At 71.8% G+C, this 19639-nt stretch carries 17 protein-coding genes; 6 read left to right on the forward strand and 11 right to left on the reverse strand.

What is annotated here, in order from left to right:
* The first annotated feature begins 156 nt into the window (after positions 1-156).
* From J8N05_RS03400 to J8N05_RS03410, 3 genes are read left to right on the forward strand one after another with little or no spacing between them, the layout of a single operon-like run.
* Entirely contained in the window at positions 157-744 is a 588-nt protein-coding gene (locus J8N05_RS03400) for a hypothetical protein (RefSeq protein ID WP_210880989.1), read from the forward strand.
* Positions 741-1514, forward strand: coding sequence for a hypothetical protein (locus J8N05_RS03405; RefSeq protein WP_210880990.1), 774 nt, complete (start codon positions 741-743; stop codon positions 1512-1514). The genes J8N05_RS03400 and J8N05_RS03405 overlap by 4 nt, the downstream gene beginning before the upstream one ends.
* Positions 1489-2949 (forward strand): hypothetical protein, encoded by a 1461-nt coding sequence (locus J8N05_RS03410; RefSeq protein ID WP_210880991.1) that lies wholly within the window; start codon positions 1489-1491, stop codon positions 2947-2949. Before J8N05_RS03405 ends, J8N05_RS03410 begins: the two co-directional genes overlap by 26 nt.
* A 24-nt stretch (positions 2950-2973) precedes the next feature.
* Here the strand turns inward: J8N05_RS03410 and J8N05_RS03415 are convergent, their stop codons facing one another.
* The 3 genes from J8N05_RS03415 to J8N05_RS03425 are packed head-to-tail and all read right to left on the reverse strand — an operon-like array spanning position 2974 to position 5476.
* Complete coding sequence (locus J8N05_RS03415) at positions 2974-3753, reverse strand: TetR/AcrR family transcriptional regulator (RefSeq protein WP_210880992.1); 780 nt, start codon at positions 3751-3753, stop codon at positions 2974-2976.
* Complete coding sequence (locus J8N05_RS03420; protein WP_210880993.1) at positions 3750-4679, reverse strand: SDR family NAD(P)-dependent oxidoreductase; 930 nt, start codon at positions 4677-4679, stop codon at positions 3750-3752. The genes J8N05_RS03415 and J8N05_RS03420 overlap by 4 nt, the downstream gene beginning before the upstream one ends.
* 29 nt (positions 4680-4708) lie before the next feature.
* Positions 4709-5476 carry an SDR family oxidoreductase gene (locus J8N05_RS03425; RefSeq protein ID WP_210880994.1) on the reverse strand — a complete coding sequence of 256 codons (768 nt, stop codon included), beginning with the start codon at positions 5474-5476 and terminating at the stop codon, positions 4709-4711.
* Positions 5477-5711: 235 nt separating this feature from the next.
* On the opposite strand from J8N05_RS03425, the gene J8N05_RS03430 reads away from it, so the two are divergent.
* Both J8N05_RS03430 and J8N05_RS03435 read left to right on the forward strand, forming a co-directional pair.
* Entirely contained in the window at positions 5712-6731 is a 1020-nt protein-coding gene (locus tag J8N05_RS03430) for an aldo/keto reductase (RefSeq protein WP_210880995.1), read from the forward strand.
* A 69-nt stretch (positions 6732-6800) separates the two neighbouring features.
* Positions 6801-7031: a hypothetical protein gene (locus J8N05_RS03435; RefSeq protein ID WP_210880996.1), complete on the forward strand. Its 231-nt coding sequence runs from the start codon at positions 6801-6803 to the stop codon at positions 7029-7031.
* Between the two features lie 22 nt (positions 7032-7053).
* On the opposite strand, the gene J8N05_RS03440 is transcribed toward J8N05_RS03435, so the two are convergent.
* The 8 genes from J8N05_RS03440 to J8N05_RS03475 form a co-directional block, all read right to left on the reverse strand.
* Positions 7054-7431 (reverse strand): hypothetical protein, encoded by a 378-nt coding sequence (locus tag J8N05_RS03440; RefSeq protein ID WP_247706128.1) that lies wholly within the window; start codon positions 7429-7431, stop codon positions 7054-7056.
* Positions 7432-7577: 146 nt separating this feature from the next.
* A complete protein-coding gene (locus tag J8N05_RS03445; protein ID WP_210880997.1) occupies positions 7578-9044 on the reverse strand; it encodes an aldehyde dehydrogenase family protein in 1467 nt (488 codons plus the stop codon).
* Positions 9041-10771 carry an N-acyl-D-amino-acid deacylase family protein gene (locus J8N05_RS03450; RefSeq protein ID WP_210880998.1) on the reverse strand — a complete coding sequence of 577 codons (1731 nt, stop codon included), beginning with the start codon at positions 10769-10771 and terminating at the stop codon, positions 9041-9043. Before J8N05_RS03450 ends, J8N05_RS03445 begins: the two co-directional genes overlap by 4 nt.
* 80 nt (positions 10772-10851) lie before the next feature.
* Entirely contained in the window at positions 10852-11970 is a 1119-nt protein-coding gene (locus tag J8N05_RS03455; protein ID WP_210880999.1) for an LLM class flavin-dependent oxidoreductase, read from the reverse strand.
* 164 nt (positions 11971-12134) lie between these two features.
* Positions 12135-12953 (reverse strand): SDR family NAD(P)-dependent oxidoreductase, encoded by an 819-nt coding sequence (locus J8N05_RS03460; protein WP_210881000.1) that lies wholly within the window; start codon positions 12951-12953, stop codon positions 12135-12137.
* Between the two features lie 129 nt (positions 12954-13082).
* Complete coding sequence (locus J8N05_RS03465) at positions 13083-14024, reverse strand: LLM class F420-dependent oxidoreductase (RefSeq protein ID WP_210881001.1); 942 nt, start codon at positions 14022-14024, stop codon at positions 13083-13085.
* A gap of 237 nt (positions 14025-14261) precedes the next feature.
* Positions 14262-14918, reverse strand: a complete 657-nt coding sequence (locus tag J8N05_RS03470; RefSeq protein WP_210881002.1) for a class I SAM-dependent DNA methyltransferase — start codon at positions 14916-14918, stop codon at positions 14262-14264.
* Between the two features lie 127 nt (positions 14919-15045).
* Positions 15046-16275, reverse strand: a complete 1230-nt coding sequence (locus J8N05_RS03475) for an amidohydrolase family protein (RefSeq protein ID WP_210881003.1) — start codon at positions 16273-16275, stop codon at positions 15046-15048.
* 224 nt (positions 16276-16499) lie between these two features.
* Between J8N05_RS03475 and J8N05_RS03480 the strand changes: the two genes are divergently transcribed.
* Positions 16500-19454, forward strand: a complete 2955-nt coding sequence (locus J8N05_RS03480) for an AfsR/SARP family transcriptional regulator (RefSeq protein ID WP_210881004.1) — start codon at positions 16500-16502, stop codon at positions 19452-19454.
* The last annotated feature ends 185 nt before the right edge of the window (positions 19455-19639 follow it).

Raw genomic sequence — 19639 nt, forward strand, 5'->3', positions numbered from 1 at the left:
TGACGGGATTCTGGTCGTTCACCGGTCGATCTCCGGCTGATTTCCGGATGCCGTAATCCGTTGACGTAAATCCCTCCCTCTCGGGTTCGCTTTTCCCCTAGGCTGCGCAAATCCCGGACCAGGGGGTTGGTCGGGGATTCCGACAAGGGGGATGCGATGAGCGAGGTGAAGTCCGTCCCGGCGCACTACGGCCGTAGCCGTCTCACCGGGCGCACCCGCTGGCGGGCCACCCGCCGCGGGCGCCGGGACGGTCACGCCGGCATCGGGGCCGGGCACTACGCCCAGGAGTTGGCCGGCGGGCTGGACATGGCGCTGGACGAGCTGCGGTCCGGCTTCGTCCTCCGCCACGCGGCTCTCATCGACCGCGTGAAGGAGGAGTCCGCGCGGATCGTGACGGAGTACGACCGGCTCAACGAGGACGTGCCCGCGGCGCTGGCCCGCTTCGGTGGCTGGGTGTCGCAGTGGCGCACGGAGGTGACGGCCTGCCAGCGGCGCGGCCTGGCCCTCGCCGCCTGCGCCGATCAGGAACTCGCCCACTACCAGGCCTCGTACGCGCGCGCCGCCCGCCAGGAGGAGCCGCCGGACGCGCCGAGCCCGAGGGCCGCGGCCCTCGACGAGTCCTGGACGGGAGCACCGGAGTGGATGCTCGACGACGTCCTGGTCCGCAGAGCACTGCAGATTCTGGAGCAGAGGTTGGGACCGGCGGCCGGACAGGCCGACCGGGGGGAACGGGGGACACGATGACAAGAGCGACGACGACGAGGAGGCGGGGCCGAGCCACGGGGGGCACCGCGGCCCTGGGCACCGCCGCCCTCCTGCTGACCCTGACGACGGCGTGCGACAGCGGTCCGTTCGCCGGGCCGGAGCACCTCTCCGCCGACTGTGCCGTCGTGCTGGACGGCTCGGGATCCGGCGTCGACAGCGACACCGGCTTCCGGGCGAAGGAGAAGCTCAAGGCGACGCTGCCGACCTTCCTGGCCGACAAGAAGTGCAAGTACCTGTCCTACGCGCCCATCACCGCCGCCTCCGTCGCCTCCTCCTGCCATGTGCCGCGGATCGACATCGACCCGGACTCCGACAAGCGGTCCGAGCGTGAGGGGCTGTGGAAGCAGACGCGCGTTCTCGCCGGAGCGGGCGCCGACAAGATGCTGGAGTGCGCCCGGGACCGCCAGCCGGGATCGGACGTCCTGGGCGGCCTGGACCGTGCGGCCAAGGTGCCCCGCGCAGACGGCACCTTCCATGTCCTGGTGATCAGCGACTTCGACCAGTCCGACCCCGACTTCAGGCTGTCCAAGTACGAGCTCGGCACCCAGCCCGAGCGGGACACCGCCGTCGAGGAACTGGTCAGCGAGCGTGGGTTGCCCAAACTGCCGGACACCACCGTCTACCGCGTCGGCTTCGCCATGCGCGGCGGAAGGACCAACCCCGAACGCGTCGACCAGATGCAGCAGTTCTGGCAGCAGCTTCTGGAGAAGGAGGTGAAGGTCGATGTCGACGACGGATACGGCGCCTGAGGAGCCCCGCCCGCTCAGGGACGATCTGCGTGAGCGGTTCCGCCGCGGCCGCGGCCGCGCACCCGGCCTCGGGCGCACGAACCCCGCCGCGCCGCGCGGCCAGGTCCCGCCGACCGACACGCGCGAGGCCAGACGCCTGCTGGGCGAGGCCGAGTCGGCCGGACGCCGCGCCGCCAGGAACGGCACGCTGAACCCGTACGTCCTCGGTTCGCTGCACCGACTGCCCTACTTCGGCCGGCTCAGGGGGCTGCGCGACCATGCGCGCGACCGCATCGTGGCCCGTCACCACGGGCGCGAGGAGCAGGAACTGCAGTCCTCGGCCGCGTTGTTCGCCGCCACCGAGGCCCGGGAGAACGAGGCCCGCCGGTCCAGAGAGGCACAGCAGGAGGAGACGCTTCGCCAGCAGGCCGCGGTCGCGCGGCTGGACCGGGCGGCGACCCGCACCGTCGCCCGCGAGGACCGCCGCGAACGGCTGCTGCCCTGGGCCGTGGACCGGTTCGGGGCGGGCCGTGCCGACGGTACGGATCCGGACGCCGGAACGCGCGAGGACCCGGACGGACCGGCCGACTGGGACGACGACTCCGAGAAGCAGAGCCGGACCGTGTCGCGCCCGGCCGCCGCTCCTTGGGAGGGCCTCACGGAGACCGCGGCCATGGCCCGCTGGCCCCGCCGGTTCCTGACCCTGCTGCTGATCCTGGTCGAACTCCCGGTCTATCTGACCCTGTTCCTCGCGATACACGACGGCACTCCGCAGGGCCGGGCCAGCGCCTATCTGCTGACCGCGGCGGTGGGTGTCGCCATGACGCTCGGCCCCTTCCAGGCCGGTCGCCAGTGGCGTCGCCGGGGCGCCACGGCCTCGCTGCGGGTGGTCCTGCCGATCGCGGCGGCGATCGCGTCCCTCTGGGCGGTGGCGGCCTGGTACCTGGGCGATCTGCGCGCCCGTATCGTCTTCCGCGACCCCGACACGGGGGGCATGGAGGAGCTCGCCCGGCAGCTGGACGTCGATCTGCCGCCCGCGCCGACCCTGCTCCAGGAGCTGCAGCTGGACCCGCACACGGTCAGCGTCACCTTCATCTCGCTGCTCCTGCTGTCGGGCGGGATCGCCTTCCTGCTGGCCCTGTCCGAGGAACATCCCTTCGTCGCCGCCTACCGTCACCACCAGAAGCGGCTGGCGGCGGCCGAGGCAACCCTGGCGCAGGCGGCGGGAGCGGCCGCGGCGGCCCGCCGTCAGCAGGACACCCTGGACGACCGGCGCGCCGAGCGCCGCGAGGCACTGGCCGCCGAACTGACCGCGGTGGACTCCGTGTTCGAGGCGGCGGCCCACGCCTATCTCGACGGCGTCCAGGCCGCCTCGCACGACCCGGCGGTCACCGAGGGCGCCATGCGCCTCTCGGCCCGCTACCCCCTCCTGCACGACGATCCGGTACGCCGATGAGGCGTGGGTACGGGTGCGGCGGTTTCAGAACCCGTTCGAAAGCCGGTCCAGCCACTCCTTGAGCAGGACACCCTCGGCCCGGGTGAGGGCCGGGGGCGGGGACTGGCCCAGGAGGGCGTTCAGGCGGGCGGCCGTGGAGGGGATGCGGGGCTCGTCCGGTTCGGCCGGGGCGGAGGCCGCCTCGGCCGTCACCGGTGATGCCGTCCCGGGTGACGTCGTCCCGGGTGTCGCCGTCACCTCCGGCGTGAACACCGTCGCGTGGATCGCGTCGCGGACCCGGCGTGACACCGACTCGTCCGTGAACGTCGCCGGGCGGGAGACCAGCATCAGCGCCACGCCGACGTTCGCCGACATGATCATCTGGGCCGCCAGTTCGGGGGCCAGGCGCAACTTGCCCTGTGCCGCGGCCCGTTGCAGGTCGGCCGTGAGGATGCGGTGGGCCTCCAGCGCCGCCGCCGGGGGCGTACGCATCGCGGGCGAGTGCATCAGGCGGAACAGGTTCGGGTTGGCCCGCGCGAACTCGACGTGGGTGGTCCAGCCGTCCCGCAGATCCTCGACCGGGTCCGTACCGGGCGGCCGGTCCCGCTTGGTCGCGAGGTACTTGTCCCAGCCGTGGTCGACGACCGCCGACAGGAGGCCCTCCTTGTCCCCGAAGTGGCGGTAGAGGGCGGGGGCGCCGACCCCGGCACCCTCGCACACGGCCCTGGTCGACACGTCCCCGTCGGGGGACTGGGCGACCAGGGCCGCCGCCACTTCGAGAATGCGCGCTTTCGTACTCACGGCCGTGACGCTATCCGAGGTCATACGGCGGACCGCGGAGAGGCCGCCGGAGATGTCCGGGAGGTCCGCGGGGTGAGCAGGTCGGCCAGGCCTATGCGGGCCAGGAACTCCGCGCGGATACGGTCCGCGACCCCGCTGACCTCCTCCGACCCGTCGTTCGAGGGGTCGACGTGGACGCGGAAGGGCCGCTTGCCGTGCGGGGCGTCGACGACCTCGACGATCGCGTCGGCCACCAGGGACGCGGAGGTGCCGGCCGGTTCGAGGGCGGCGAGGCGCTCGGCGACCTGCTCCATCAGGCCCGCGTACCGCTCCTCGTAGGCCGGGAGCACCGTCCGCTCGGACGGGTGGCCGCCGGTCGCGAAGTGCTCCGTACCCGACGTGAACGCGCCCGGCACCACGATCGTCGTCTCGATGCCGAACCGGGCCAGCTCACCGGCGTACGACACCGCGAGCGCGTCCATCGCGGCCTTCGCGGCGAAGTACGGGGCGAGGTAGGGCGGGGTGCCGCCCCTGGTCGAGGACGAGCCGACCCAGAGCACCAGGCCGTGCTCCTGGGCGCGCAGGTGCGGGAGTGCGGCGCGGTTCACGCGCTGGGTGCCGAGCACGTTCGTGTCGTACACCGCGGCCAGTTCGGCGGGGGTGAAGGCCTCGGCGGGTCCTGTGACCATGTGGCCCGCGTTGTGGACGACCACGTCCAGCGCGCCGGCCCCGGCCAGGACCGTGGCGACGGCGGCGTCCGCGGACTCCTGCGACAGGACGTCCAACTCGACCGTACGCAGGTCGACTTCGTGCTCGGCGGCGTACGACTCGGCCTCGGCGACCCGGTGGGCGTTGCGTCCGCCCGTGTCGCGCATCGCCGCGTACACCGTGTGCCCGGCGTCGGCCAGCGCCCGCGCGGCGAGCGCGCCGAACCCGGAACCCGCCCCGGTGATGACGATCGTCCTGCTCATGACGGAACTCCTGAGGGCTGAGGGGGTATTCACGCGATGCCGCCGTTGGCGCGGACCACCTGGCCGTTGACCCAGCGGCCGGCCGGGCCCGCCAGGAAGGACACGACCCCGGCGATGTCCTCGGGCGTGCCGAGGCGCTCCAGCGGCGGCTGGGCGGCCATCCGCGCGATGGTCTCCTCGTCCTTGCCGTCCAGGAACAGGGAGGTGGCGGTCGGGCCGGGGGCCACGGCGTTGACGGTGACGTCCCGGCCGCGCAGTTCGCGGGCCAGGATCAGGGTCATGGCCTCGACGGCGCCCTTCGTGGCCGCGTACCCCGCGTAGCCGGGGAGGGCGAGTGCCAGCACGCTGGTGGAGAAGTTGAGGATCGCGCCGCCCTTGCGCAGCCGGCGTGCGGCCTGCTGGTCGACGACGAAGGTGCCGCGGATGTTGGTGCGGTGCATGCGGTCCAGGGCGTCGAGGTCGGTGTCGACGAGCGGGGCGAGCGTCATGACGCCAGCCGCGTGCACGACGACGTCGATCCCGCCGTACGTCGACTCGGCGGCGTCGAAGAGCGCCGAGACCTCGGTCTCCTCGGCCACGTCGGCCCGGAAGGCGAACGCCTGGCCGCCCGCCTCGGTGATCGCGCCGACGGCCTTGTCGGCCTCGGTCTGGTTGCCCGCGTAGTTGACGACGACGGCGAATCCGTCGGCGGCCAGGCGCTCCGCGGTCTCGCGGCCGATGCCGCGGGAACCGCCGGTGACGATGGCGACGCGGGTGGTGGTGTCGGTACCTGCACCGGTGCCGGTCTGCTCGGTCATGGCGATGCTCCTCGTCTCGGCGGGTAGCGCTGCTCGCTTCCCGACCAGAGCAACGCTAACACCGAAACCGTATCGACGCTACCGTTCGACCGTAGCGTCGTTATTGCGTCGCTATCGAAAGCGGAAGTGCCGGCCGGCCTTGCGAAGCGGAACATCGCTCCGTATATTTAACGGAACAGCGCTCCGCTTACCGCCGTGGTGGCGGTGAGGGTGCGACACCTGGAGGAACACAGCCATGCAGTACCGCACCTTGGGCCGCACCGGTGTGCAGGTCAGCTCCCTCGCGCTCGGCGCGATGAACTTCGGCAGGATCGGGCGCACCACCCAGGAGGAGGCCACCGCGATCGTCGACGCCGCCCTTGAGGGCGGGGTCAACGTCATCGACACCGCCGACGCGTACAGCGCCGGGGAGTCCGAGGAGATGGTCGGCAAGGCCATCGCGGGCCGCCGCGACGACATCGTGCTGGCCACGAAGGCGTACCTGCCGATGGGCGACGAGCGCAACCACCGGGGCGGTTCGCGGCGCTGGCTGGTCACCGCGCTGGACGACAGCCTGCGGCGCCTCGGCGTCGACCACGTCGACCTCTACCAGGTCCACCGGTGGGACCCGGCCACCAGCGACGAGGAGACCCTGTCGGCCCTGACCGATCTGCAACGCGCGGGCAAGATCCGCTACTTCGGCTCCTCGACCTTCCCGGCGTACCGGATCGTGCAGGCGCAATGGGCCGCACGCGAGCACCACCTGGGCCGTTACGTCACCGAGCAGCCCGCCTACTCGATCCTGCAGCGCGGCATCGAGACGCACGTCCTGCCGGTGACCGAGGAGTACGGGCTCGGGGTGCTGGCCTGGAGCCCGCTGGCCTCGGGCTGGCTGTCGGGGGCGATCCGGGAGGGCCGGAAGGTCGCCACGAACCGCTCGGCGTTCATGCCGCAGCGCTTCGACACCGCCGTCCCGTCCAACCGGGCCAAGCTCGACGCCGTCGAACGGCTGGCCCGGGTCGCCGACGAGGCCGGCCTGACCCTGATCCAGCTCGCCCTCGGCTTCGTGACCGCGCACCCCGCGGTGACGAGCGCGCTGATCGGCCCCCGCACGCCGGACCACCTGCACGCGCAGCTGGCGGCGGCGGACACGGTGCTCCCGCCCGACGTCCTGGACGCGATAGACACAATCGTCCCTCCCGGCACGGACCTGGCCCCGGACGAGAAGAACGACACCCCACCGGCACTGCTGGACCCGACTCTGCGGCGCCGCTGACCGCCGAGCGCGTGGGTACGGGCCACGCGGCCTCGTTCACGCAGTGTTCGCGCGCCCTACGCTGACCGCATGACGGTCGAAATGACGCTGAGCCTGCCTGCCGACGTGGCCGCCTACCTGACGGCCAAGGGAAACGCCTCCGCCTTCACCGCCCGGGTACTGCGCCGCCAGATGCTCACCGAGGACCTGGAGAAGTCCGCGCGAGTACGGGCCGAGGCGGGCCTGGCGACCACAGCGGCGGAGCCCGCCGAGAGCGAGGACGCCACCCTGGAGCGCTGGGCGCGGGTCGCCGGGCGGTGAGGGACGGGACGCCCGGGCCCGGTCAGTCGGCCGTCAGGACGTCGGCGAGGCTCACCGCGGGGCGGCCGAGCAGCCTCGGCAGCACGTGGCGTTGGCGTTCGGTCAGGGGCGTCAGGAAGACCGCCGCGTCGGCCTCGGTCCGTGCGCAGAGTTCAGCCGTCTCGCGGACCTTTCCGTAGCTCAGGAGAGTCCGCGAGGAGTAGGGGAGGGTCATCTTCCCGACCCCGCCGGCCGAGACCCCGCGCCGCTGCACGATACGGCCCACGACCCGCGCCCCGCGCTCCGTCAGCGCCCGCGCCGCCGCGTCCATCGACGCGGCGAAGTCCTTCTGCCTGCCGGAGAAATAGCCGACGAGCACGACATCGGCACCCTCGACCGCGAAGGCCGCCGAGGCCGCCAAGACCGGAACCTGATGCCGGTCCCGCACCGGTCCCGCCCGGTGATCCGGTCGCCGGTCCCGCCTCCGAGCCTGCTGCATACCGCACAGGCTAGACGCCCGGGCAGGGGAAGAGCAGCGTCCCCAGGGGCGTCGATGCCGGGCGGCGTTCAGCCCGGCCACACCATCGACTGGAGTTCCGCGTACGCGTGCAGGGCGTACGAGCCCACGTCTCTGCCTACTCCGCTCTGTTTGAAGCCGCCGAACGGGGCCTCCATGTTGCGGCCCACCGTGTTGATGCCCACGCCTCCGGTGCGGAGGCGGGACGCCACGCGGAAGGCTCGGGACACGTCGCCGGACCAGACGTAGTCGATCAGGCCGTAGTCGGTGTCGTCGGCCAGGGCGACGGCCTCCTCCTCGTCGTCGAAGGGGACGACCACGACGACCGGGCCGAAGATCTCCTCGCGGACCACCCGCATGTCGGGCGTGCAGTCCGCCAGGAGGGTCGGGGCCACGTAGAAGCCCCTTTCGAGCGGCGGGCGTTCGCCGCCCGCGACCACCCGCGCGCCCTCCTTGCGGCCCAGTTCGACGTACGACTCGACGCGGTCCCGGTGCGCGGACGAGATCAGCGGGCCGACGACCGTGGACGGGGAGCGGGGGTCGCCCACCGGCAAACGGCGAGCGTGGACGGACAGTACGGACACCAGGCGGTCGTAGATCGGGCGCTGCGCCAGCACCCGGGTCGGAGCCGTGCAGATCTGGCCGCTGTAGAACGAGAACGTCGTTCCGATGCCCCGGACCGCCGACTCCAGGTCCGCGTCCTCGAAGACGATCGCCGCGCCCTTGCCGCCCAGCTCCATCAACTGCCGTTTCATCCCGCGCCCGCACACCTCGGCGATCCGCCGGCCGACCGCCGTCGAGCCGGTGAAGCTCACCATGTCGACGTCGTCCGAGTCGACGGCCGCCTCCCCGACCTCGGCGCGCGAGCCGGAGACGACGTTCACGACCCCCGGCGGTACGCCCGCCGCCTCCAGCGCCTCGGCCATCCGGTAGACGGAGAGCGGATCCTGCGGGGCGGGTTTCACGAGGACCGTGTTGCCCATCGCGAGCGCCGGGGCGATCTTGCCCGCCGGGTTCGCCCAGGGGTTGTTGTACGACGTGATGCAGGTGACCACGCCCACGGGACGTCGTACGGCGAGCGCGCCCAGCACGGCCGCCCCGCCGAACGGGCCCGCCTCGTTGATCTGCGGCGGCAGCGGCTCCTCGACGGGCTCCACGCGCGCGTACCGCTGGAACCGGGCCGCCCCGACGCCCACCTGCATCCCTCGTGCCGTACCCGTGGTGGCGCCCGTCTCCGCCTGCGCCAGTTCCGCGTACGGAAGGAGGTTGCGGCGGATCTCCTCGGCCGCCCGGTGCAGCACGGCCGCCCGTTCCTCCGGCGTCGTGCGCGACCACGTCCGGAAGGCCTCGCGGGCCGCGCCTGCCGCCGCGTGCACCTGATCCCGCGAGGCCTCCGGCGCCAACCCGACGACGTCCTCGGTCGCCGGGTCGATCACCTCGTAGTGGCCGCCGTCCGGCTCCACCCACGAACCCCCGATGAACAGCCCCCGCACCGAGGAGGCCGGCGCGCCCGTCACCTGGTGCTCACCGTGCGCGTGTCGCGGCCCGACCGGAGCACCTTGCCCGGTACGGCCCCGGTCACCACGTCGTCGCGTATCGACTCGACGCCGTTGACCCACACGGCCGTGACGCCGATCGCCTTGGAGTCGAGGCGCGGGCTGTCTCCCGGCAGGTCGTGCACCAGGGTGGCCTTGCCGGCGTCGATCCGTTCCGGGTCGAAGAGCACGAGGTCCGCATGGAAACCCTCCGCGATCCGTCCGCGCTCACGGAGCCCGAAGAGCCGTGCCGGATCGTCCGTGAGCATCTTCACCGCCTGCTCCAGCGTGACGAGTCCGCGGCCCCGCAGGCAATCCCCCAGGAACCGGGTCGTGTACGGCGCCCCGCACATCCGGTCCAGATGGGCGCCCGCGTCGGAACCGCCGAGCATGACGTCCTCGTGCCGCCACGTCTCCTGGCGCAGGGTCCACGAGTCGGGGTCGTTGTCGGTCGGCATCGGCCACAGGACCGTACGGAGGCGGTCGGCGGCACAGATCTCGACCAGCGTCTCGAAGGGTTCCTGGCCGCGCTCGGCCGCGATGTCCCGTACGACGCGGCCGGTCAGGCCCTCGTTCTCCGTGCTGTACGTGTCCCCGATGACGTACCGGCCGAAGTCCGCGAGGCGGCGGAAGACGCCCGCCTCCTTGGAGTCGGCCCGCCGCAGCATCTCGGCGCGGACCGCGGGGTCCCGCAGTTTCCCGATCCGTTCGGGCACCGGGAGGCCGAGGATCTCGCCCCAGCCGGGGATGAGGTTGAGGGCGCAGAAGGTGCCCAGCGACATGTTCATCGGCGTGAGGATCGGCATCGTGAGCGCGACGATCCGCCCGCCCGCCTTACGGGCCCGCTCGCTCGCCGCCAGCTGCCGCGGCACGCGCTCGGGGACGGCCGCGTCGATCGTCAGGACGTTCCAGTTCAGGGGGCGGCCGGCCGCCGCGCTCATCTCCACGAACAGGTCGATCTCGTCGTCGCTGAACTGGTCGAGGCAGCCCGCCACGATCGCCTCGATCTGAGTGCCCTCGCGCTCGCCCACCGCCCGGGAGAGGGCGAGGAGTTCGGCGGGCCCGGCGTGCCGGGAGGCGACCGGTTTCCCGTCGCCGTCGGAGTGGGTGGACGACTGGGTGGTGGACAGCCCCCAGGCCCCGGCCTCCATCGCCTCGTCGAGCAGCGCGACCATCGCCGCCAGCTGTTCCTGCGTGGGCTGCCCGCCGACCGCGTCCGGACCCATCACGTACCGCCGCAGCGCGCAGTGCCCCACCATGAAGCCGGCGTTGACGGCGATCCGGCCCTCCAGGGCGTCGAGGTACTCCCCGAAGGAGTGCCAGCTCCACGGCGCGCCCTCCTCAAGGGCGACCAGCGACATCCCCTCGACCTTGGACATCATCCGCCGCGTGTAGTCGGCGTCCTCGGGCCGCGCGGGGTTCAGGGGCGCGAGCGTGAAGCCGCAGTTGCCGCCCGCCACGGTCGTCACCCCGTGGTTCAGCGAGGGCGTCGCGTACGGGTCCCAGAAGAGCTGCGCGTCGTAGTGCGTGTGGGGATCCACGAACCCGGGGGCGAGGACGAGCCCGGAGGCGTCCTCGGACGTCCGGGCCTCCTCGGTGACCGCCCCGACGACGGCGATCCGCCCGTCCCGTATCCCCACGTCGGCGACGAAGGCGGGCCGCCCCGACCCGTCGACGACTCGCGCACCTCTGATCAGATGGTCAAGCACGACAGCCCCTTCGTTTGTTTTTTTGGGGGCGCGGGGAACTGCGCGACCAGCCCCGACGGACCCGCACCCTCCGACGAACCTCAGACCGCCCCGCGGAATCGAGTGGTCCGGTGGACGGGGTCGGTATCGATCTTCGGAATCACGTGCTCCCCGATCAGCCGGATCGTCTGGAGCGTCTCCTCCTTGGGCACCCCCACCGGCAGCCCGAACGACAACTGATCGGCCCCGGCCTGCTCCCACCGCTTGCACTGCGTGAGCACCTCGTCCGGGTCCCCGCAGATCAACAGCTCCTCGGCGATGAGCAGTTCGATGAACTCCTCGTTGTACTCCGGCAGCGTCTCCGGCCAGACGGGGAAACCCTCGGGCCGCGGGAACGTGTCGTGGTAGCGGAAGACGAGCGAGGGCAGATAGTGCAGCCCGCCGCTCACGGCGACCCGTACCGCCTCGTCGTGCGTGGGCGCGCAGACCGCCGTCGTCGTCACCATCACGTTGTCGTTGACGAAGTCCCCGACCGGCTCGGCCTCGACGACCGCCGTCTTGTACTGCTCAAGGACCCACTCCATGTCGGAGACCTTCTGCACGCTGAACCCGAGCACCCCGAGCCCCTTGCGGGCGGCCATGGCGTACGAGGGCGGCGACCCGGCGGCGTACCACATGGCGGGGTGCGACTTCCCGTACGGCTTCGGCAGGATCTTGCGCGGCGGGAGCTGCCAGTGCTTGCCCTGGAAGCCGACGTACTCGTCCTGGAGCCACATCTTGGGGAACTCGGCGATGGTCTCTTCCCAGATCTCCTTGGTGTGGTTCATGTCGGTGATGCCGGGGAGGAAGCCGAGGATCTCGTGCGAGCCGGCCCCGCGTCCGCTGCCGAACTCGAAGCGGCCCTCGGTGAGATGGTCGAGCATGGCGACCTTCTCGGCGACCTTCACGGGGTGGTTGACCTGGGCGAGCGGGTTGAAGATGCCCGAGCCCAGGTGGATGCGTTCGGTGGCGTGCGCCAGATAGCCGAGGTAGACGTCGTTGGCGGAGAGGTGCGAGTACTCCTCCAGGAAGTGGTGCTCCGACGCCCAGGCGTACTTGAAGCCGGACTTGTCGGCCTGGATGACGTACTCGGTCTCCTCCATCAGCGCCTTGTGCTCCGCGAGCGGGTCGGTCTCGGCCCGCTTGCCCACGTATCCCTGTACAAAGAGCCCGAATTCCAAGGAGGTTCACCGTCCCCTGTGTCCGTCATCCGTCCGGCGAACGCCGAACCTGACGCATCGTCAGATTGACCTGCCGCCGACTGTGGCACCGCACCCGTGAGGCGTCAATAGCTGATGGCCCGTCACATCCGGCCCGCCGCTCCCCGCCGCCGCTCACATCGCGCTCACATCGCGCTCACACCCGCCAGCCATCCGCCGTCGATCACGAAGGGCTGGCCGGTGATGTAGGAGGAGTCGTCGCAGGACAGGAAGAGGGCGAGCCGGGCCACCTCCTCGGCCCTGCCGATCCGGCCCATCGGGACGAGCTTGCGGTACAGCTTGGCGACGGCCGCCGAGGCCGCCTCCGCGGCCTCGGCCGAACGGGCGCCCCCCGATCCGGTGTCCGCCGTCGCCGGGTCCAGCAGGGCCGGATTGCTCATGGCGGTGTCGATCGCGCCGGGACAGACGGCGTTGACGCGGACCCCCTTCGGGGCCAGCTCCAGCGCGGCCACGCGCGTGAGGCCGACGATGGCGTGCTTGCTCGCGCTGTACGCGCCGACGTACGCCATGCCGGTGAGCCCGGTGTACGAGGCGGTGTTGACGATCGTCCCGCCGCCGGCCGCCTCGATCTCGGGGGCCAGGGCCTTGATGCCGAGGAAGACGCCGACCTGGTTGACGCGCACGATCTGCATGAACTCGTCGAGGGGGGTGTCGACGAGGGCGTTGAAGCGCAGGATGCCGGCGTTGTTGACGAGCCCGTCGACCTTCCCGTACGCCTCCTTCGCCAGCGCCACCGCGGCGGCCCAGTCGTCCTCCCGGCCGACATCCAGGTGTACGTACCGGGCGCGGGCCCCCAGTTCCTTGGCGAGGGTCTCCCCCTGCTCGTCGAGCACATCGGCGACGACGACCGAGGCGCCCTCCTCGACGAAGAGCCGGGCCTCCTGCTCCCCCTGCCCCCGAGCCGCCCCGGTGACGACGACGACCCGTCCGTCCAACTTGCCCATGATCACTCCTAAGCCGATGGGCGCCCTGTCAGGGGCGCGGGGCTGTGACATGTGCGGCTCCGCCGCGTGGGCGCGGCCGGCCACGACGCACCCGCGGCCGGGTACGGGTACGGGTACGGGTACGGCCGCCTACCCGAGCAGCGGGCCGACCCCCGACCCGAACGCCGCGATCTGATCTGTCAGTTCGGCCCGGCTCCGAGACCGGAACCGCACCTGGATCTGATGCACCCCCATCGCCGCGTACGCCCGCAGCGACTCGGCGATCTCCTCGGCGGAGCCGGAGACCGTCCGGCGGCCCACGGCCCACGAGGGCCGCCCCACGTACAGCGGCTCGGTGATGGCGCCGACGGTGAGCGGCCGGGTCACCCCCGCCTCCTCCCGCAACCGCCCGAGCCGGGCGATCTGCTCGGGCAGCCGCTCCCGCGGATCGCCCTGCGGCAGCCACCCGTCCCCCCGGACCGCGGCCCGCCGCACGGCCGCGGGCGAGGACCCGCCGACCCACACGGGTACGTGTTCCTGCGCGGGCCGGGGCAGCTGGCCGAGCCCCTCGAAGTCGTACAGCTTCCCGTGGTGGGAGGGATATTCGTCCGGGCCGAGCGCGGCCCGCAGCGCGTCGATGCACTCGTCGAGGACCGCCCCGCGCCGCTCGAAGTCCACCCCCAGCGCCTCGAACTCCTCCTGTACGTGACCTGCGCCGACCCCGAGGATCAGCCGGCCGCCGCTGAGGTGGTCGAGGGTCGCGTACTGCTTGGCGGTGGCGAGGGGGTGCCGCAGGCCGACGACGGCGACGTGGCTGAGCAGCCGTACGTGCTCGGTGACCCCCGCCAGGAAGGCGAGGGTGGCGACCGGGTCGTACCAGACCGTGCTCATCGCGGCGGCGAGGCGGCGCGGGACGGCGACGTGGTCGCAGCTCGCGAGGTACGCGAAGCCGGACACGTCGGCGGCCCGGGCGATCTCCACGAGATCGCCCGGGCCGGCGTCGGCCTCCCACGCCTCGGCGTAGAGGGTGCTCTGCGACTGGACCGGGAGCTGCATCCCGTACTCCAGTCGCCCTTCGGGGAGGTTCTGCATGGGCGGCGCCCCCTATCTGACGGGCCGTCATATTGATGGGCCGACACCCATCGTCATAGCTGACGGATCGTCAGACAAGGTATGTGCGGGGACTCGTCGCCCTGACGGGCCCGCCCGCGATCAGAACGCGCTCGGGACCCGGGCATCGGGCGGCAGCGCGCCGGTGGCACCGCCCAGGGCCGGCCGCCCGATCGCCGTCACCGGTGTGGAGATCGAGACCCGCCTCCGAGCCCGCTCTCAGGGGCGACGACGCGCGAGGATGATCCCGCCCAGCCTGCTCTCGGCCGAGGTGAGCGTCTTGTGCGTCTCGACGTCGAAGCCGGCTTGATCGAGCCACGCGATCGTCCGGTCGTGCTGTCGGCGGTGAACACGGACCTTCATCGGGTGCCCGCCGTAGCCCTCGGTCTTCAGATGCGACGTGTCTCCGAGGTGGAAGCTGAGCAGCAGGGGCCCACCGGGCTGGAGCACTCGGTGGAAGTGCGCGAGTACGGAGCCGATCTCGCTGTCGGGGATGTGGATCAGCGAGTACCAGGCGACCAGACCGGCGGCCGAGGCGTCGGCCAGGGCGAGGTCCGTCATGGAGCCGAGCTCGAAGCGCACCCCGGGGTGGTCGCGACGGGCCACCTCGATCATTCCGGGTGACAGATCGATGCCGAACACGTCCAGGCCCAGCTCTCGCAGGTGGCCCGTGATCCTGCCCGTCCCGCACCCCACGTCCGCGACCGGCCCGCCGCCCCGGGCACCCACCAGGTCCGCGAACCCGGCCAGGACCTCGCGTTCTTCGGGTGCTTCGTCCAAGATGTGTCGCGTCAGTTCCCTGTAACTTGCCGCGACGGTGTCGTAGGACGTCCGTGTGTCCGCCAGCCAGTCATCTGCGTCGAGTCCCATTTCCATCGGCCGCAGGGTACACAGATCATCGGTCATCGCTCGGCGTGACGGCCGGATCGGCCGGAATGCGCCGCACCGCGCGGGTGCGCGGTGCTGTTCGGCGCAGGCGTCGGCGTCCGGACGTCGGGTCCGTTCACCTCTGTTTCGCCGACGCCCAGAGTCCGTCCGCCGTCAGCCCCAGCAGTTCGATCGCGTTGCGGCGGACGATCCGGTCCACGACGTCCGCGTCCAGGTGGCCCATCTGGGCCTCGCCGACCTGGCGGGACTCGGGCCAGGTGGAGTCGGAGTGGGGGTAGTCGGTCTCGTAGAGGACGTTGCCGACGCCGATGGCGTCCAGGTTCTTCAGGCCGAAGGCGTCGTCGAAGAAGCAGCCGTAGACGTGCTCGGTGAAGAGTTCGGACGGCGGGCGGTGGACCTTGTCCGCGACGCCGCCCCAGGCGCGGTTCTCCTCCCACACCACGTCGGCGCGTTCGAGAATGTAGGGGATCCAGCCGATCTGCCCCTCCGCGTACATGACCTTCAGATTCGGGAAGCGCTCGAACTTGCCGCTCATCAGCCAGTCGACCATCGAGAAGCAGCAGTTGGCGAAGGTGATGGTGGAGCCGACGGCGGGCGGCGCGTCGGCGGAGGTGGAGGGCATCCGGCTGCTCGACCCGATGTGCATGGCGATGACCGTGCCGGTCTCGTCGCAGGCGGCGAGGAACGGATCCCACTCGTCCGTATGAACGGAGGGCAGTCCGAGGTGCGGAGGTATCTCGGAGAAGGCGACGGCCCGCACTCCGCGGGAGGCGTTGCGCCGCACCTCCTGGGCGGCGAGGTGCGGGTCCCACAGAGGGATGAGCGTGAGCGGTATCAGCCGCCCCCGCGCCTCGGGCCCGCACCACTCCTCGACCATCCAGTCGTTGTAGGCCCGCACCGAGAGCAGCGCCAGCTCGCGGTCGGCGGCCTCGGTGAACGTCTGGCCGCAGAACCGGGGGAAGGTCGGGAAGCAGAGCGCGGACTGCACATGGTTGACGTCCATGTCGGCGAGGCGCTGCGGGACGTCGTACGAGCCCGGCCGCATCTGCTCGTACGTGATGATCTCCAGCTTGATCTCGTCCCTGTCGTAGCCGACGGCGGTGTCGAGCCGGGTGAGCGGGCGGTGCAGGTCCTCGTAGACCCACCAGTCGCCGATCGGCCCGTCGTCGCCGGGGCCGCCCATGACGGGGGCGAACTTCCCGCCCAGGAAGGTCATTTCCTTCAACGGGGCGCGTACGACGCGCGGCCCGGTGTCCTGGTACTTCGACGGGAGCCGGTCCCGCCAGACGTTGGGGGGCTCCACCGTGTGGTCGTCCACCGAGATGATCTTCGGGAAGGTCTCCATGCGTTGTACGGTAACGCTGATCTGACGATCCGTCAGCTACTGGGGAGCGGTCTCCGGAATGCGGGGACCGCCCCGCGGGGTTGCGACTACGGAGTGTGGGCCCTGTGAGGGGATGCGTGAACTTGGCATGGCGGCCTGTGATCGGTGTCTCCCACGGCTGACGCATCCGCCATGAACAAGGCAAACTGGCCTGGTTGTCATGACGGTTCGGCAGGGGGACAGCGATGGACGGTGTACCGCGAGTACCGGAGCAGTGGGTTCCCGAGGAATCGGTGGCCCTGCGCTTCAGTGTGCTCGGACCGGTGCGCGCCTGGCGGGGGGCACAGGCGCTGCCCACGGGGTCCCCGCAGCAACGCGCCCTGCTGGCCGCCCTGCTGCTCCGTGAGGGCCGCACGGCGACGTCCGGCGAGCTGATCGACGCCCTGTGGGGCGACGACCCGCCGTCCCAGGCGCTGGCCGCCGTGCGCACGTACGCCTCGCGACTGCGCAAGATCCTCTCCCCCGGCGTCCTCGTCAGCGAGTCCGGCGGGTACGCGATCCGGCTCACCGACGCCTCCGGCGGCGGCGCCACCCTCGACCTCGCCCTGGCCCAGGAACTGGCGGCCGACGCGGAGAAGGCGAAGAGCAGGGGCGATCTGTGCCATGCGCGCGCCCTGCTGAACAAGACGCTGAGCCTGTGGGACGGGGAGGTGCTGGCGAGCGTCCCGGGCCCGTACGCGGAGACCCAGCGCACCCGGCTGCAGGAGTGGAAGCTCCAGCTCACCGAGTCCCGCCTCGACATGGACCTCGAACAGGGCTGTCACGCCGAGGCCGTCTCCGAACTCACCGCGCTCACCGCCGCCCAGCCCCTGCGGGAGCGGCTGCGCGGACTGCTGATGCTGGCGCTGTACCGCTCGGGCCGGCAGGCCGAGGCCCTGGCCGCGTACGCCGACACCCGGCGGCTGCTCGCCGACGAACTGGGCGTGGACCCGAGCCCCGAACTCCAGGAGCTCCAGCAGCGCATCCTCCAGGCCGACCCCGGCCTCGCCGAACCCTCGGCCCCGCTGGCCCCGGAGACCGCCGCCGCCCCGGTGCGCCCCGCCCAACTGCCCGCGACCGTCCCGGACTTCACCGGACGCACGTCCTTCGTCTCCGAGCTGTGCGACGTCCTCGCGAGCGCCGAGGGCCGCGTGATGGCCGTCTCCGCGCTGGCCGGCATCGGCGGCGTCGGCAAGACGACACTCGCCGTCCACGTCGCCCACCAGTCCCGCGTCGCCTTCCCGGACGGCCAGCTGTACGTGGACCTGCAGGGCGCGGGTGCGCGGGCCGCGGCGCCGGAGGCCGTACTGGGCGCCTTCCTGCGCGCGCTCGGCACCCCGGACTCGTCCATTCCGGACACCCTGGAGGAACGGGCGGCCCTCTACCGCTCGGTGCTGGACGGCCGCCGCGTCCTGGTCCTCCTCGACAACGCCCGGGACGCGGCCCAGGTCCGCCCCCTGCTGCCCGGCACCGAGGGCTGCGCCGCGCTGGTCACCTCGCGGGTGCGGATGGTCGACCTCGCCGGTGCGCACCTGGTCGACCTCGACGTGATGTCGCCGGAGGAGGCCCTCCAGCTCTTCACGAAGATCGTCGGCACCGAGCGGGTGGAGTCGGAACGCCAGTCCGCGCTCGACGTCGTGGCGGCCTGCGGCTTCCTGCCGCTCGCCATCCGGATCGCCGCCTCCCGGCTGGCCGCCCGCCGCACCTGGACCGTCTCGGTCCTCGCGGCGAAACTCGCGGACGAACGGCGACGCCTGGACGAACTGCAGGCCGGCGACCTGGCCGTGAAGGCCACCTTCGAACTGGGCTACGGGCAGCTGGAGTCCGCCCAGGCCCGCGCCTTCCGGCTGCTGGGCCTCGCGGACGGCCCCGACATGTCCCTCGCCGCCGCGGCCGCGGTCCTCGACCTGCCCCTCGACGACACCGAGGAACTCCTCGAATCCCTCGTCGACACCTCGCTGCTGGAATCGGCGGCGCCCGGCCGCTACCGCTACCACGACCTCGTACGGCTCTACGCGCGTGCGTGCGCCGAACGCGACGAACAACCGCCGGGCGAACGGGCCGCCGCGATGTCGCGTCTGCTCGACTTCTACCTCTCCACGGCCGCGCGCGTGTACGCCATCGAGCGCCCCGGCGACCGCCTGGTGGACCATCTGGAGACGACGCAGTACCCGGGCCTGACCTTCTCCGGAGGCAGCGCCGCGCTCGACTGGCTCTACACGGAGGCCGCACCGCTGCTGGCGTGCGTACGGCAGTCGGCGGGGACGGAGTTCCTGCGGCGGGCGGTGGATCTGTTGTGGGCCGCCAAGGATCTCACCGAGTCGGGGGCGAACTCGCACCAGTACGAGACCACGGCCCGGGCGATGTGCGACGCCACGCGGACCGCGGGGGACGAGCGGGCGGAAGGGAGGGCCAGGACGATCCTCACCGACGTCCTCCTGGTCTCCGGCCGCATCCAGCAGGCGGAGGACGAGGCCCAGCGCGCCATGGCGCTCGCGGGTGCCGCGCAGGACGCCACCGCGATCAGCTGGGTCGCCAACAACCGGGGCCTCATCTGCCTGCACCAGAGCCGGCACGCGGACGGCAAGGAGTTCTTCGATCAGGCCATAGAGCTTCTGCGGGCCGCCGACAACCGGCCGTTCGAAGCGACCAGCCTCTGCAATCTCTCGCGCGCCCACCTCGGCATGGGCAACGTCACCAAGGCCGTGGAGATCGCACAGCGCGGTGTCTCGATCCATGCCGAATTCGGCCGGACGGTACGCCTCGCCAACGGCCACTACGCGGTGGGGATCGCTCTGCACATGGCCGGGCGGCACTCCGAGGCGCTCGGCCACTTCTCCGAAGCCCTGGGCATCCTCGGGGACCACCGGCAGCGGCTCTGGGAGGGGACGACCCACTTCCGTATCGCCGAGGTCCATCTGGCCGCCCACCGTCCCGCGCCGGCGGCGCAACATGCCGAACAGGCGCTCGCACTCAGGTGCATCGGCGGCGACCGTATGCGGGGCAACGTCCTGACGCTGCTGGGGCGGGCCCTGTCGGTCCTGGGACAGGTGGACCGGGCCACGGCCTGCTGGAGAGAGGCCCTCAACCTCTACGAGCATTGTGGCGCCGAGGAGGCCGCCGAGGTGCGCGCCCTGCTCACACCCGCCGCCGCTGCGTGATCGACGGACCGCCCACCAGGGCGGATGCAGACGTTCAGCATTCGTTTATCTCCGCGCGTCAGTCTCTACCTGTCACACCGTCGCGTCGGGGGGCAGACGGTCTGACCAGGAGCCCAACCGGCTAGTGTGCGGCTCCGAACGCCCGTCCAGCGGCCCTCGGGGGAGTCTCTGGACGGGCGTTCTTC

The sequence above is a fragment of the Streptomyces liliiviolaceus genome, assembly GCF_018070025.1.
GTDB classification, from domain to species: Bacteria; Actinomycetota; Actinomycetes; order Streptomycetales; family Streptomycetaceae; genus Streptomyces; species Streptomyces liliiviolaceus.

Excerpts from the sequence above, each read along its gene's own strand:
- J8N05_RS03400 (WP_210880989.1), top strand. The coding sequence starts at position 157 with ATGAGCGAGGTGAAGTCCGTCCCGGCGCACTACGGCCGTAGCCGTCTC.
- J8N05_RS03405 (WP_210880990.1), top strand. The coding sequence starts at position 741 with ATGACAAGAGCGACGACGACGAGGAGGCGGGGCCGAGCCACGGGGGGC.
- J8N05_RS03410 (WP_210880991.1), top strand. The coding sequence starts at position 1,489 with ATGTCGACGACGGATACGGCGCCTGAGGAGCCCCGCCCGCTCAGGGAC.
- J8N05_RS03415 (WP_210880992.1), bottom strand. The coding sequence starts at position 3,753 with ATGACCTCGGATAGCGTCACGGCCGTGAGTACGAAAGCGCGCATTCTC.
- J8N05_RS03420 (WP_210880993.1), bottom strand. The coding sequence starts at position 4,679 with ATGAGCAGGACGATCGTCATCACCGGGGCGGGTTCCGGGTTCGGCGCG.
- J8N05_RS03425 (WP_210880994.1), bottom strand. The coding sequence starts at position 5,476 with ATGACCGAGCAGACCGGCACCGGTGCAGGTACCGACACCACCACCCGC.
- J8N05_RS03430 (WP_210880995.1), top strand. The coding sequence starts at position 5,712 with ATGCAGTACCGCACCTTGGGCCGCACCGGTGTGCAGGTCAGCTCCCTC.
- J8N05_RS03435 (WP_210880996.1), top strand. The coding sequence starts at position 6,801 with ATGACGGTCGAAATGACGCTGAGCCTGCCTGCCGACGTGGCCGCCTAC.
- J8N05_RS03460 (WP_210881000.1), bottom strand. The coding sequence starts at position 12,953 with ATGGGCAAGTTGGACGGACGGGTCGTCGTCGTCACCGGGGCGGCTCGG.
- J8N05_RS03465 (WP_210881001.1), bottom strand. The coding sequence starts at position 14,024 with ATGCAGAACCTCCCCGAAGGGCGACTGGAGTACGGGATGCAGCTCCCG.
- J8N05_RS03470 (WP_210881002.1), bottom strand. The coding sequence starts at position 14,918 with ATGGAAATGGGACTCGACGCAGATGACTGGCTGGCGGACACACGGACG.
- J8N05_RS03475 (WP_210881003.1), bottom strand. The coding sequence starts at position 16,275 with ATGGAGACCTTCCCGAAGATCATCTCGGTGGACGACCACACGGTGGAG.
- J8N05_RS03480 (WP_210881004.1), top strand. The coding sequence starts at position 16,500 with ATGGACGGTGTACCGCGAGTACCGGAGCAGTGGGTTCCCGAGGAATCG.